This window comes from Actinosynnema pretiosum (assembly GCF_024171695.1).
GTDB classification, from domain to species: Bacteria; Actinomycetota; Actinomycetes; order Mycobacteriales; family Pseudonocardiaceae; genus Actinosynnema; species Actinosynnema pretiosum.
The window spans coordinates 136525-148598 of sequence record NZ_JAMTCF010000009.1 but is presented as its reverse complement, the minus strand read 5'-3'; the positions used below and the strand labels follow the sequence as shown (position 1 = coordinate 148598).

Here is a 12074-nt window from a genome sequence, read left to right as displayed (position 1 = left end):
GAGTGACACCAGCCCTGAATGCTCCCACGATAGCGCTGGGCACCGACAGCCAACCTCCGCCGTGCCGACCGCGAGTTCGCCCCAGATGGGTCACGAAAAGGTCACGACGGCGCGAAGCGTCCCGATGGACACCCTGGAGCCACAAGTGGCAGCGGCTTGCTGTTGCACTCAACCGGAATTGCAATAGATACGGCTTCATTTTCTGAGGTCAATTATAAGACAACGAATCCACTTCGAAAAGCAGGATAGAGATTGCCCCCTGCGAATAATAAGGATATGGTCGAGGCTGGTCATTTCTTCAATTGCAGCAGGTCGCTCAATAGAGCTGGTCGGCCTTCTATCTGCACTCCAATCGTCCACCTACTGTGCTGTACCTCACAGGGCTGGAGCTCGGCCGTTCGCGGCAGCTTCCGCCACCGGAAGGCATGGCGCGCATGGGGCTCGTGCTGGCTGACAGCAACTTCCCCGGCGCCCAAAACCGTCCACTCACCCTTACGACCGAAGACCGCTTGAGGCACCTGCACCTCATCGGGCCAACGGGCGTCGGCAAGTCCACGCTCATCGCCAACGCGGCGCTCCAGGATATCGAGCGCGGTGACGGCCTGGTGCTGCTCGACCCCAAGAGCGATCTTGTGGCCGACGTCCTGTCCCGCGTACCGAGCAGCAGGACGGAGGACGTGATCGTCCTCGCCCCGTCCGCAACGGACTTCCCGGTCGGCTTCAACGTCCTACAGGTCGGTCGCAGCGAGCACGAGCTTGTTGTGGATCACGTCGTGCACGTCTTCTCGGAACTGTGGCGTTCGTCCTGGGGACCGAGGACGAGCGACGTTCTCCGCAACTGCCTGCTGACGCTGACTCACACACGGGCCGCGGACGGTTCGGCCTTCGCGCTGACGGAGGTTCCCGAGCTGCTGCTCAATCCGACCTTCCGTAGGTTCGTCACGTCGCAGGCCGGCGTCCCGGACTCGGTGCGGAGCTTCTGGGCCACCTGCGAGCACATGAGCGAGGGCGAACGCGCGCAGGTCATCGGCCCAAGCCTCAACAAGCTGCGCACCCTGACCACCCGCACGTCACTTCGCCTGATGCTCGGCCAGAGCACGGGCATCGACCTGGCGGACGTGTTCCGCAAGCGGCGCATCGTGCTCGTACCGCTCAGCAAGGGAGTTGTCGGCACCGAAACGGCGCACCTCCTCGGCTCGCTGCTCATGGCTGCGCTCTGGCAAGCCACCCTCGGTCGGGCGGCCGTCCCTGCCGAGAGGCGGCGTCCGGCGTGGGCCTACCTCGATGAGTTCCAAGACGTGCTGAGGCTCGGGTCTGACAACGAGCTGGCCGACATGCTGGCCCAGGCGCGCGGGCTCGGCCTGGGGCTGACGTTGGCACACCAGTACCTCGACCAGCTTCCCCGTCAGGTGCAGTCGGCCGTTATCGGCACCGCGCGATCACAAGTCGCCTTCCAGCTCGACCACGACGACGCTCGCACACTGGAGAAGCGCTTCGCCCCCGCCATGACCGCAGCCGACCTCAAGGAACTGCCGGTCTATGAAGTCGCCGTTCGTGCGGCCCACTTCCCGCCGAAACGACGAACCCCGGCCCCAACCGGGGCCGGGACCGGGATTCGAACGTACTTACTCTGGTGGAGCTGAGGGGAATCGAACCCCTGACCTACTCGATGCGAACGAGTCGCGCTACCAACTGCGCTACAGCCCCGTGTTCAGTTCTTCGTTGTCGTGCAGGAGAACTATAGCAGTACTTCGGGGGGTGGTTTCACCACCCCCCATCACTCCCCCGCCGCGCGCCGGTACCGCAGGTCACCGGGCCCGTCGAGCTCCAGGAACACCGGGTCCTCGTCGTCCGCGTCCACCACGACCGCCCCCGGCGCCACCGGCTGCTGCTCGCGCCTGGGCGCGGGCACGTCGTGCCGCGACTCGTCCTCGTCCTCCACCGGCTCCTCGTGCCGGGCCGCGCGCCGCCGGGACGCCAGCCGGGCCTGACGGCGGGCCCGGACGTCCTCCTCGATGCGGACCTGGCGGCGCAGGTACGTCAGGTACCCGACGAGCGCGAGGTCGACCGCCCCGTGCGCCCACCACAGCACCGGCAGCAGGAAGCCCGCCACGACGGCCGTGACCGCCGCCAGCAGCAGCAGGACCGCGACGACCCGGCGCCGGAACGCGTACTTGGCCTGGGCGACGATGGCGGCGGTCTCCGGGTCGTAGCCGCCCCGCCCCGGCCGGTAGGCGCGCTGCGGGAGCTCGTCCTCGTAGTCGTCGTACTCGTCGTCCAGCTCGTACTCGTGCTCGGACACGGGGTCGTACTCCTCTTCCACGCTGCTGCGCGCATCGGCCCGCTTGCGGACCACCATCGGCACGAGGACGACCAGCCAGGCCACCCCCAGCCCGACGACGATCAGCGAACTCGGCATCCCCGTTCACCTCCCCCTGACAGCGCGTAGTGCAGACACCACGCTAGCCACAACAGTCACACCTGTCTCGGAGGCTCGCCGACCGGGAGAGGTACGCGGGTGTGGTCCAGACCCCACCTTCGGCGGATCAAGTTGACCCGTTCGGCACGCCCTTCACGATGTTCGGACGTACCCCTGGGCCTCCATTCGGCGGACCAGCCCCTCGGGGGACGCCTCCTCCGCCGTCATGGCGAAACACAGGTGGTCACGCCACTGCCCGGCCACGTCGAGGTACCGCTCGAACAACCCCTCCCGGCGGAATCCGGCCTTCGCCAGCACCCGCGAGCTGGCCGCGTTCTCGGGCCGCACGGTGGCCTCCAACCGGTGCAGCCCGGCGTACCCGAAGGTGTGATCCACCACAAGGGCGAGGGCGGCCGTCGCGACCCCGCCACCGGCCCGGTCGGCGGCGACCCAGTAACCGACCCACGCCGAGCGCAGCGCCCCGCGCACGATGTTCCCGACCGTGATCTGCCCGGCCAGCTCGCCGTCCACGGTGATCACGAACGGCAGCGCCTGGCCGCGCCTGGCCAGCCCCTTGAGCGCCGACCACTGGGCGGGCCAGGCGAGCGGCGAGTTCCGCTCGTGCCACCCGTCGACGGCGGTCGGCTCCCAGGCCTCCAGGTGGTCGCGGTCGCGCAGCCTGATGCGGCCCCACGCCGCCGCGTCCAGCAGCCTCGGCGGGCGCAGCTCCACCACCCCGGCCGCCACCCGCAGCGGCCCCAGCCGCACGGGCCAACCGGGGTGCCGTCCGCCCTCCCACGCCAGCGGTGCGATCTCCCTACCCCTTCTGGGCGATGAAGCTGACCAGCACCTCTTCGCCGACGGCGACGTCGGTGACGTCCTCGTCCACCATGACCAGGCAGTTCGCCTCGGCGAGCGAGGCGAGCAGGTGCGCCCCGGACTGCCCGAGCGGTTGGACCAGGAACTCGCCGGTCTGCTCGTCCCGCAGCAGCTGCGCGCGCAGGAAGCCGCGCCGCCCCTTGGTGGACGACAGCGGCGACAGCAGCCGGGCGCTGACCGCGCGCCGGTACGGGTTCCGCTTGCCCAGCGCCGCCCTGATCAGCGGTCTGACCAGCACCTCGAACACCACCAGGGCGCTCATCGGGTTGGCGGGCAGCAGGAACGTCGGCACCGCGTCGGGCCCGAGCCTGCCGAAGCCCTGCACGGAACCGGGGTGCATGGCGACCCGCGTGATGTCCACGTCGCCCAGGTCCGCGAGCGCGGCCCTGACCTCGTCGCCGATGGCCCCGCCGACCCCGCCCGCCACGACGACCACCTCGGACAGCAGCAGCCTGCCCTCGACGACCTCGCGGAGCCTGCGCGGGTCGGCCGACTGGATGCCGACCCGGCTGACCTCGGCCCCGGCGTCGCGGGCAGCCGCCGCGAGCGCGTAGGAGTTCACGTCGTAGACCTGGCCCTGGCCTGGGGTGCGGTCGACGTCCACCAGCTCCTCGCCGACGGAGATGACCGACACCCTGGGCCGGGGGTGGACGAGCACCTTGTTCCGCCCGACCGCGGCCAGCAGGCCGACCTGGGCGGCGCCGATGGTCGTGCCCCGGCGGACGGCGACGTCCCCGGTCTGCACGTCCTCGCCGGTGCGGCGCACGAACGCCGCCGACGGGACGGGCCGCTGGACCGTCACCTTGGCCGCGTGGCCGTCGGTGAAGCCCAGCGGGACCACCGCGTCGGCCAGCGTCGGCAGCGGGGCGCCGGTCGCCACCCGGACCGCCTGCCCCGGCTGGAGCCGTCTCGGCTGGCGCGACCCCGCGGTGATCTCGCCGACCACCGGGAGCGTCACCGGTTCCTCACCAGCGCCCTGCACGTCCACGCTGCGCACCGCGTAGCCGTCCACCGCCGCCTGGTCGAAACCGGGCAAAGCGCGCTCGGCGACGACCTCCTCGGCGCAGAGCAGACCCTGTGACTCGGAGATCGCCACGCGCACCGGGGCAGGCCGCACCGCGGCGGCGATGACCCTGGCGAGCTGCTCGTCCACTGACCTCATGTGCTCATACCTCGTTCATGCTCATACCTCGTTCAGGAGTTGCCGAGGCGACCCCGCAACCACTCCCCGAGCGCCGGCCCGTAGTCGGGGTGCTCCAACGCGAAGTCAACCGCAGCCTTGAGGAAACCTCCCGGATTGCCCAGGTCGTGTCGCCCACCGCGGTGGACCACGACGTGCACCGGGTGGCCCTCGGAGATCAGCAGCGCGATGGCGTCGGTGAGCTGGAGCTCGCCGCCCGCGCCGGGCGTGATCCGCTTGAGGGCGTCGAAGATCGCCCGATCGAGGAGGTAGCGGCCCGCGGCGGCGTAGGTGGACGGGGCGTCCTCGGCCTTGGGCTTCTCGACCATGCCGACGACCTGCTTGACGTCGTCGTCGTCGGTGTCGTTCACGTCGAACACGCCGTAGGCGGAGATCTGCTCGCGCGGGATGTCGAACGCGCACAGGACGCTGCCGCCGAAGCGCTCGCGGACGGCGGCCATGCGGGAGAGCACGCCGGTGGGGAGCACCAGGTCGTCCGGCAGCAGCACGGCGACGGCCTCGTCGGCGTCGGTCAGGTTGGCCTCGGCGCAGCCGACGGCGTGGCCCAGGCCGAGCGCCTTCTCCTGGAGCGCGGTCTCCACGTCGAGCAGGGCGGGGGCGCGGCGGACCTTGGCGACCAGCTCGGTCTTGCCCCGGCTCTCCAGGGTCTCCTCCAGCTCGGGCTGGGGGCGGAAGTACTGCGCCACCGACTCCTTGCCGGGGGAGGTGACGATGATCAGCTTGGTGGCGCCCGCCTCGGCCGCCTCGGTGGCGACGAGTTCGATGCCGGGGGTGTCGACGACCGGCAGCAGCTCCTTGGGCACGGCCTTGGTGGTCGGGAGGAAGCGGGTGCCCAACCCGGCCGCGGGCACGATTGCTGTCGTGAAGGCGCTCATGCCCAGCGAGCCTAACGGCGTCCATAGGCTGTCCTGCCATGACGTCCGGTGAACGTGATCGCAAGGACGCGGAGCGCGCACGGCTGCGGGCGGCGCGGCGCGGGGCCGAGCCGGTCCCGATGGTGTCCGAGGTGCTGCTGGCGACCGCCGCTTTCGGGGTTCCGGCCGGTGGGGTGGTGTGCGCGTACCTCGCGGTGCGGGGCGAGCCGGGATCCGTGGGGATGCTGGAGTCGTTGCGGGGGGCGGGGTTCCGGGTGCTGCTGCCGGTGGTGGCGGGGGTCGGGCCGCTGGAGTGGGCGGAGTTCACCGGGGCGCTGCGGCCGGGGCCGTTCGGGCTGCGGGAGCCGGACGGGCCGGTGCTGGGGGTCGGGGCGGTGGCGGGGGCGGCGCTGGTGCTCGTTCCCGCGCTGGCGGTGGACCGGGCCGGGGTGCGGTTGGGTCAGGGCGGCGGGTACTACGACCGGACGCTGCCGCTGGCCCGTGGTCCGGTCGTGGCGGTGGTGCGCGACGAGGAGTTCGTGGAATCGCTGCCCGCGGAGGCTCATGACGTCCGGATGAGTGCCGTACTCACTCGCAAGAGTGGTGTGGTGCGCTTGCCGCTGTGACGTTGACCAGGCATGTTTGCGCGCGGCGCGCCCCTCAGCGCATCATCGTCGTTGGCACTCGTGACGTGGGAGTGCCAATCAGGACTCGTGGAGGGGCGATCGTGCCGACCTACCAGTACGCCTGCACCGAGTGCGACCACCGGTTCGAAGCGGTGCAGTCCTTCTCCGACTCCGCGCTGACCGAGTGCCCCGAGTGCTCCGGCAAGCTGCGCAAGCTCTACGGCGCCGTGGGGGTCGTGTTCAAGGGGAGCGGCTTCTACCGGACCGACAGCCGGGGATCGTCGTCCTCGTCGCCGAAGAGCGAGTCGTCCTCGTCTTCGTCTTCCTCGACGTCTTCTTCTTCGACGTCCTCGTCTTCGTCTTCCGCGCCGGCATCGTCCTCCTCGAAGACGGCCGCCGCTTCCTGACGCACCGAGTTCTCCACAGGCCCCCGAGTTGTCCACAACTCGGGGGCTTTGTGCTTCCCGGCCCCGCTCCGGGCCTTCTAACTTCGAGGCATGAACCTCGCCCGAAAGCTGTTCGCGCTGGCACTGGCCCTGCTCGGCCTGGGAGCGCTGCTGTGGCCTGCCCCGCCGACGACCGCCGTGCTGGTGGCCGCACGCGACCTGCCGCCCGGTGTCGCGCTGGCGCCGGGGGACGTCCGGGTGGTCGAGGCGCCGCTGGGGTTAGCGCCCGATGGCGCGGTGGCGGCGGACGTCGTGGTGGGGCGCGCCCTGGTGTCGGCGGCGCGCGCGGGCGAGCCGCTGACGGACGCGCGGCTGACGGGGGTCGACCCGGACGCGGCGACGGTGGCGGTGCGCTTCGACCCGGTGACGGCGGGGCTGCTGCGCACGGGCGGCCGGGTGGACGTGGTCGGGGTGGGCGGCGGGTTCGGTGCTGGCGGGTTCGGTGCTGGCGGGCTGGGCGCCGGTGGGCCGGGTTCGGCCGGGCTGGATGCGAATGAGCCGGGCGCGAGCGGTTCCGGTCCGCCGGGGACGGGTTGGGCTGGTCCGGAAGCACGGGTGCTGGCTCGGGACGCGGTGGTGGTGGCGCTGCGGGAGGAGGCCGTGGTCCTGCTGATGCCGCGCGACTTGGCGGCGGTGGTCGCGGCCGAGGCGCTGGGGCAGGAGGTGGGCCTGACGCTGCGCTCGAACTGAGTCGCGGGACGCGCTCGCGCCAACTCGGCGCAAAGGTGCCGGGACGACCGCTCAGCCGCGTTCTCCGGCGATCAAGCCGGTCATCCGACCTCCGTGGACCAGAACGGGCTTCTTCAACGACACCGAACGACTCCGCCCCACGAGCCACGCGCTCTCCGCCAGCCGACCACCCGGTGCTCGACTGTCGAACGGCTGCCAGGCCGCCGGACCGCTCAGGTCATCAAGGCCATCCAGGTGCTCGGTGGTTGGACGGCCCGACAACCCGGTGATTGGTCGGCCGGGCGGCCGACGGCTGGTCAACCAGCAGGTTGGTCGGCCCGACGGTCGGTCGGCCCGGCAGCCAAACTGCCTGCCTGGTGGCCAGGCAGATGGCCGGGCAGGCAGGTGGGGGTCGAGGGTCGGGTGACCGGGTGGTTGCCGCCCATAGTGGCCGGACGGGTGGTGTTGCGCCCGTGGTGGCCGCGCAGGTGGTGATCGCGCGGGTGGTGCTTGCGCCCGTGGTGGCCGCGCGGGTGGTGGCCGGGTGAGCGGGAAAGTGGGTGGCCGGGCGGGTGGTCTGGGCGCGGTGCGGGCGGGTTGGTGTGGGGATCGTGAGGGGCGGTTACCCTCCGCTGGCTCTGAGACTTCCCGAGGAGGAGAAGCGGCAGTGATCAAGGGTTTCAAGGACTTCCTGATGCGCGGCAACGTCATCGACCTGGCGGTTGCCGTGGTCATCGGCGCCGCGTTCGGTTCGATCGTCACCGCGTTCACCAACAACCTGATCAACCCGCTGGTCGCGCTGGTCGGCGGCATGGAGAACCCCGTCGGGTTCGCCGTGCAGCTCGGCGCCAGCCCGAAGACGACCATGGACTTCGGTGCGCTGGTCACCGCGGTGATGAACTTCGTGATCATCGCGGCGGTCGTCTACTTCGTGTTCGTGATGCCCATGAACAAGATCAAGGAGAGGAGGGAGCGCGGTCAGGAGGTGGGTCCGTCGGAACCGACCGACGTCGAGCTGCTGAAGGAGATCCGCGACCTGCTGGTGGCCCAGGCGGGTCAGGGCAACCAGCGGCCTTCGGGGCAGTCCGTCCAGCAGTCCGTCCAGCAGGGCGCCCCGCAGCAGTACGGGAACCAGCCGGGCACCGGTCCGAGGCCGGCCCAGCCGCCTCGCCCGAACACCCAGCAGCACCCCCGAGGCTGATCACCACCGCAGGCACGTCCGGCAACCGGTCGCACCGGACTGCGGGGCGCTTCGCGGTGGGGCTCGCGCGGTCGCGGTAGCCGACGCGCGGCGATCGCAGGCAAGCGGCGGTGGCCGATGCACTGCGGTGGCCGACGACCCGCGATAACGAGCTGCGGTGGTGACTGTCCTGCGGTGGGGACAGTCGCACCGTGGAACGGGACGGCGTCGTGCGGGCCGGGCCGGACGGGTGCGCGGCGGGTGGTCGCTTCGCGGCATCGCTCGCGGCGTTGCTCGTCGGGGTGCGCTCGTGCGGTGCGGTGGCTACGGATCGGCTGCGCCGGGACTCCGGAACCAGGGCTGCGGTGCCGGATCGGCTGCGTCGAGGTTGCTGCGCCGGGATTGCGACACCAGGGCTACGGCATCAGGGGGCCTCGCACCAGGGCTGCGGCACCAGGGTTGCGGCGCGGCGGTCGGGCGGTGGGCGCGTGGGTACGGCTGCGGCTGTGCGGGCGTGCTGTGCGGGTGTTGCGTGCCTTCGACCTGCGGGCGTTCGGTGAACGCCCGCAGTCGAAGGCTGGTGGGCGGGTGGGCCTGGCTCTTCCTCGCTCCGGTCGTGGTCGGCCGGTGGCTCGGGGTGGTGCGGTGCTGGTCAGCCGTGGTGCGGGGGGCGGTTCTCCTCGTACCAGCTGTCCGGTCTTCCCTGCGCCCTCGGTTCGTCCGGGGTTTCCGGCAGGACGTCGCCGAAGACCTCGGCCAGCCTCCTGCGCCTGGCCTCGGCCTCGGCCGGGGTCAGGGGGGAGGGCTGGTCCGGGGTGCTCATGCCTCGTCCAGGCCCGAGATCTGCTCGATGACGTACGGCACCAGCGACGACAGGGTCGCCATGCCGTCGCGGACCGCCGAGCGGGAGCCCGCCAGGTTCACGACCAGGGTGCTGCCGGAGATCCCGACCAGTCCCCTGGAGATACCCGCGTCCACCGCGCCCGCCGCGAGGCCCGACGCGCGGAGCGCCTCGGCGATGCCCGCGATCGGGCGGTCCAGGACGCCCTGGGTGGCGTCCGGGGTCACGTCCCTGGGGGACACGCCCGTGCCTCCCACGGTGACCACCAGGTCGACACCACCGATGACCGCCGTGTTCAGCGCGGCGCGGATGTCGACCACCTCGCCCTCCACCGCGACTGTGCCGTCGACGATGAACCCCGCCTCTTCCAGCAGCTCGGTGACCAGGGGGCCCGTGCTGTCCTCGTGCTCACCGTGTGCCACCCGGTCGTCCACGATCACGACCAGGGCGCGTCCCAGGCGCTGCGCGCTGCGTTCCATGCGGGCCACCGTAACCAATGGGGGATCCGGGGGTGCGATGACACCTTGCTGCCCGTGGTGGACCGGCTCGGGGTGATCACTGGATCGGGCTACCCGGAGGTGTGCGCTCTGCTCGGACATCGACCGTCCCGTGGTGGTGATTGTGGTGATGGTGGTGCGGTGGGAGCGCCGGTGCGCTGCCACCGGGTGCGGAGGCACGGGGTGCGGGCGCGGAGGTGCTGGGAGGGGACCCGGCTGACGTGGGCCGGGAAGTGGACGAGGCCGCGCTCCAGCCGGGACGAGGGCGTGTACCGGCTGGAGCGCGGCCTCGGGACCGACTCGGAGGCGCGTGAGTCGGGAGCCTGAACCCGGTCGAGCTGAACCCGGTGGAGCTGAACCCGGCTGGGCTGGGTGGGCGTGCCGACCGGCTCGGTAGGGGGGACCGGGCCGGTCGGCCGTTCTGGGGGCGAGGGCCTCCGCGTTGGGCGGATCGGACTGGCTCGCCGGAGGTGGGTCGTGGGGGCGCGGCACCGGTCAGTTGACCGGGGCCTCCTGGCTGCCCAGGGTGACCTCCACCGTGCGGCCGTCGGCCAGGGTGAGGGTGACCTTGTCGCCGGGGGTGTCCGAGCGGACGGCGGCCACGAGGGCGTCCGAGCTGTCGATGCGGCGGTCGCCGAACTTGGTGACCACGTCGCCCGCCTTGATGCCCGCCTGGCCCGCCGCGCCGCCCTCGGTGACCTCCTGGACCGCCGCGCCGCCCTGCTGGGCGTCGGTGACCTGCACGCCGAGCACCGTCTGGGTGGCCTTGCCGGTCTCGCTCAGCTCGGTCGCGGTGCGCCTGGCCTGGTCGATCGGGATGGCGAAGCCGATGCCGACCGAGCCGCCCTGCGAGGTCTGGCTGGAGTTCGGGCTGTAGATGGCCGAGTTGATGCCGATCACGCGCCCGTTCATGTCGATCAGCGGCCCGCCGGAGTTGCCGGGGTTGATCGCCGCGTCGGTCTGGATGGCGTTGAGCACCGTGGACTGGCTGCCCGTCTCGCCACCGGCCCGCACGGGGCGGTTCAGCGAGCTGACGATGCCCGAGGTGACCGTGCCGGTCAGGTCGAACGGGGAGCCGACCGCGATCACCTGCTGGCCGATCTTCAGGTCGGCGGAGTTGCCCAGCTCGGCGGTGGCCAGACCGGAGACGCCGTCCGCCTTGATCACGGCCAGGTCGGACGACGGGTCGCGGCCGACGATCTTGGCGCTGGCGGTCCTGCCGTCCTGGAAGACCACGCGGACCGCGCCGCCGCGAGCGGCCGACTCGACCACGTGGTTGTTCGTGACGACCAGGCCGTCCGAGCTGATCACGAAGCCGGACCCGGCGCCGCCGCTGACCTGCACCTGGACCACCGTGGGCAGGACCTTCTGCGCGACCGCCTCCACCGAACCGGCGGGTGCGTCGGCGGTCTGCTGGGCGGGCGGGGCCGCGTTCAGGGCGTTGACCACGGTGCCGGAGCCGCCTGCGGCCTGGTAGCCGACGTAACCGCCGACCCCACCGGCCACTCCGCCGACCACGAGCACGAGGGCGGCGACCCCGGCGAGGACCTTGCCCCTGCCGCCGGACTTCACGCGCTGCGGCGGGAGCTGGCCGTCCGCGCCCGGCATCGCGTAGTACGGGCCGGACCCCGGCTGTCCGCCCCCCGGCTGACCGGGGAACCGACCGGGCGCGGGCGGGCCGTAGGCGGTCCCGGTGGCGGGGTCGGACTGGACGGGCTGGCCGAAGGCGTTCACCTGAACCCCCTGTTCGGTCGGCCGGCCACCCGGCCCCGCGAACGGGCCCGTCTGGGTGGGCTGCTCGCCGAAGGGCCGCTGACCGGGGGTGATCTGCTGCGTGGAACCGCCCTGCGGGACCTGGGACGCGCTGATCTGCTGCGTCACACCGGGCTGCTGGGCGAAACCGGGCTGAGCGGCTGCGGTGAGCGGCTGCCCGGAGGTCTGCGCCGAGTTCTGCGCTGAAGTCTGCGCGGGGTGCTGGGCGGCGGGCCCGGAGGCCGGGTGGGCGGGCGCCCCCTGCGAAGCGCCCGGCCACCCGGCGAGGGACTGGGCGCCCTGCACGCCCTGCCCTCCGGTTCCCCGATCGGCGTCGGCCCCCTGCAAAGCCTCCGCCCCACCGGTGGTGTCCGACTCGGCCCTCGCGGGCCGGTCGGCGGCCGTTCCGGCCGAAGCGCCCTGCAACGCCTCGGGCCTGCCGGCCTGGTCCGCACCGGTCGTGGCGCCCTGCGCGCCCGACCGGTCGGAGTCGTCCGAACCGAGCCGCGTGGTCGGTCGGTCCTCCTGACCGTCGCGGGCGGTGCTCTCCCGCGCGGAGTCCGGCTGGTGGACATCCCGTTGCCCGCCACCGGCGTGAAGACCGGCCTCGCCGCCACCGCGCGCCCAGGGACTCTGGTCGGCGGACTGCTGCGGCTGGCGCTGCGGCTCGTTCTCGGTCATGTCCACAACTCTGGGGTGTGCGCCTGAGA

12 protein-coding genes, 1 tRNA gene and 1 pseudogene are annotated in these 12074 nt (G+C 71.9%); 6 read left to right on the top strand and 8 right to left on the bottom strand.

Annotated features, from left to right (window positions below):
- The first annotated feature begins 365 nt into the window (after positions 1-365).
- Positions 366-1643 (top strand): type IV secretory system conjugative DNA transfer family protein, encoded by a 1278-nt coding sequence (locus tag LV78_RS19895; protein ID WP_253846768.1) that lies wholly within the window; start codon positions 366-368, stop codon positions 1641-1643.
- On the opposite strand, the gene LV78_RS19890 is transcribed toward LV78_RS19895, so the two are convergent.
- The 5 genes from LV78_RS19890 to LV78_RS19870 all read right to left on the bottom strand — a co-directional run bounded on the left by LV78_RS19890 (position 1632) and on the right by LV78_RS19870 (position 5374).
- Positions 1632-1707: transfer RNA gene (locus LV78_RS19890), tRNA-Ala, on the bottom strand. The genes LV78_RS19895 and LV78_RS19890 overlap by 12 nt on opposite strands.
- Positions 1708-1777: 70 nt before the next feature.
- On the bottom strand, positions 1778-2419 hold the full coding sequence (sepX, locus tag LV78_RS19885; protein WP_253846767.1) for a divisome protein SepX/GlpR: 642 nt from the start codon (positions 2417-2419) through the stop codon (positions 1778-1780).
- Between the two features lie 153 nt (positions 2420-2572).
- The gene (locus LV78_RS19880) at positions 2573-3232 is read right to left on the bottom strand and encodes a GNAT family N-acetyltransferase (RefSeq protein ID WP_253846934.1); all 660 of its coding nucleotides are present in this window, start codon (positions 3230-3232) and stop codon (positions 2573-2575) included.
- A 4-nt stretch (positions 3233-3236) separates the two neighbouring features.
- Positions 3237-4460, bottom strand: coding sequence for a molybdotransferase-like divisome protein Glp (glp, locus tag LV78_RS19875; protein ID WP_096491420.1), 1224 nt, complete (start codon positions 4458-4460; stop codon positions 3237-3239).
- A gap of 32 nt (positions 4461-4492) precedes the next feature.
- A complete protein-coding gene (locus LV78_RS19870; RefSeq protein WP_253846766.1) occupies positions 4493-5374 on the bottom strand; it encodes a UTP--glucose-1-phosphate uridylyltransferase in 882 nt (293 codons plus the stop codon).
- A gap of 38 nt (positions 5375-5412) precedes the next feature.
- Between LV78_RS19870 and LV78_RS19865 the strand changes: the two genes are divergently transcribed.
- The 4 genes and pseudogenes from LV78_RS19865 to mscL form a co-directional block, all read left to right on the top strand.
- Entirely contained in the window at positions 5413-5979 is a 567-nt protein-coding gene (locus LV78_RS19865; protein WP_253846765.1) for a 5-formyltetrahydrofolate cyclo-ligase, read from the top strand.
- Between the two features lie 101 nt (positions 5980-6080).
- Positions 6081-6386, top strand: coding sequence for an FmdB family zinc ribbon protein (locus LV78_RS19860; protein ID WP_253846764.1), 306 nt, complete (start codon positions 6081-6083; stop codon positions 6384-6386).
- A 90-nt stretch (positions 6387-6476) separates the two neighbouring features.
- A complete protein-coding gene (locus tag LV78_RS19855; RefSeq protein WP_253846763.1) occupies positions 6477-7115 on the top strand; it encodes an SAF domain-containing protein in 639 nt (212 codons plus the stop codon).
- A 646-nt stretch (positions 7116-7761) separates the two neighbouring features.
- Positions 7762-8145, top strand: a pseudogene (gene mscL, locus LV78_RS19850) (large conductance mechanosensitive channel protein MscL); the annotation flags it as partial.
- 781 nt (positions 8146-8926) lie between these two features.
- Here the strand turns inward: mscL and LV78_RS19845 are convergent.
- Together LV78_RS19845 and LV78_RS19840 are read right to left on the bottom strand one after the other, a co-directional pair.
- On the bottom strand, positions 8927-9097 hold the full coding sequence (locus LV78_RS19845; RefSeq protein WP_253846762.1) for a hypothetical protein: 171 nt from the start codon (positions 9095-9097) through the stop codon (positions 8927-8929).
- Positions 9094-9594, bottom strand: coding sequence for a MogA/MoaB family molybdenum cofactor biosynthesis protein (locus tag LV78_RS19840; RefSeq protein ID WP_012783247.1), 501 nt, complete (start codon positions 9592-9594; stop codon positions 9094-9096). The genes LV78_RS19845 and LV78_RS19840 overlap by 4 nt, the downstream gene beginning before the upstream one ends.
- Before the next feature lie 159 nt (positions 9595-9753).
- On the opposite strand from LV78_RS19840, the gene LV78_RS19835 reads away from it, so the two are divergent.
- Entirely contained in the window at positions 9754-9939 is a 186-nt protein-coding gene (locus LV78_RS19835; RefSeq protein WP_253846761.1) for a hypothetical protein, read from the top strand.
- A gap of 168 nt (positions 9940-10107) precedes the next feature.
- On the opposite strand, the gene LV78_RS42035 is transcribed toward LV78_RS19835, so the two are convergent.
- The gene (locus LV78_RS42035; RefSeq protein WP_372494964.1) at positions 10108-12045 is read right to left on the bottom strand and encodes a trypsin-like peptidase domain-containing protein; all 1938 of its coding nucleotides are present in this window, start codon (positions 12043-12045) and stop codon (positions 10108-10110) included.
- Positions 12046-12074: the final 29 nt, after the last annotated feature.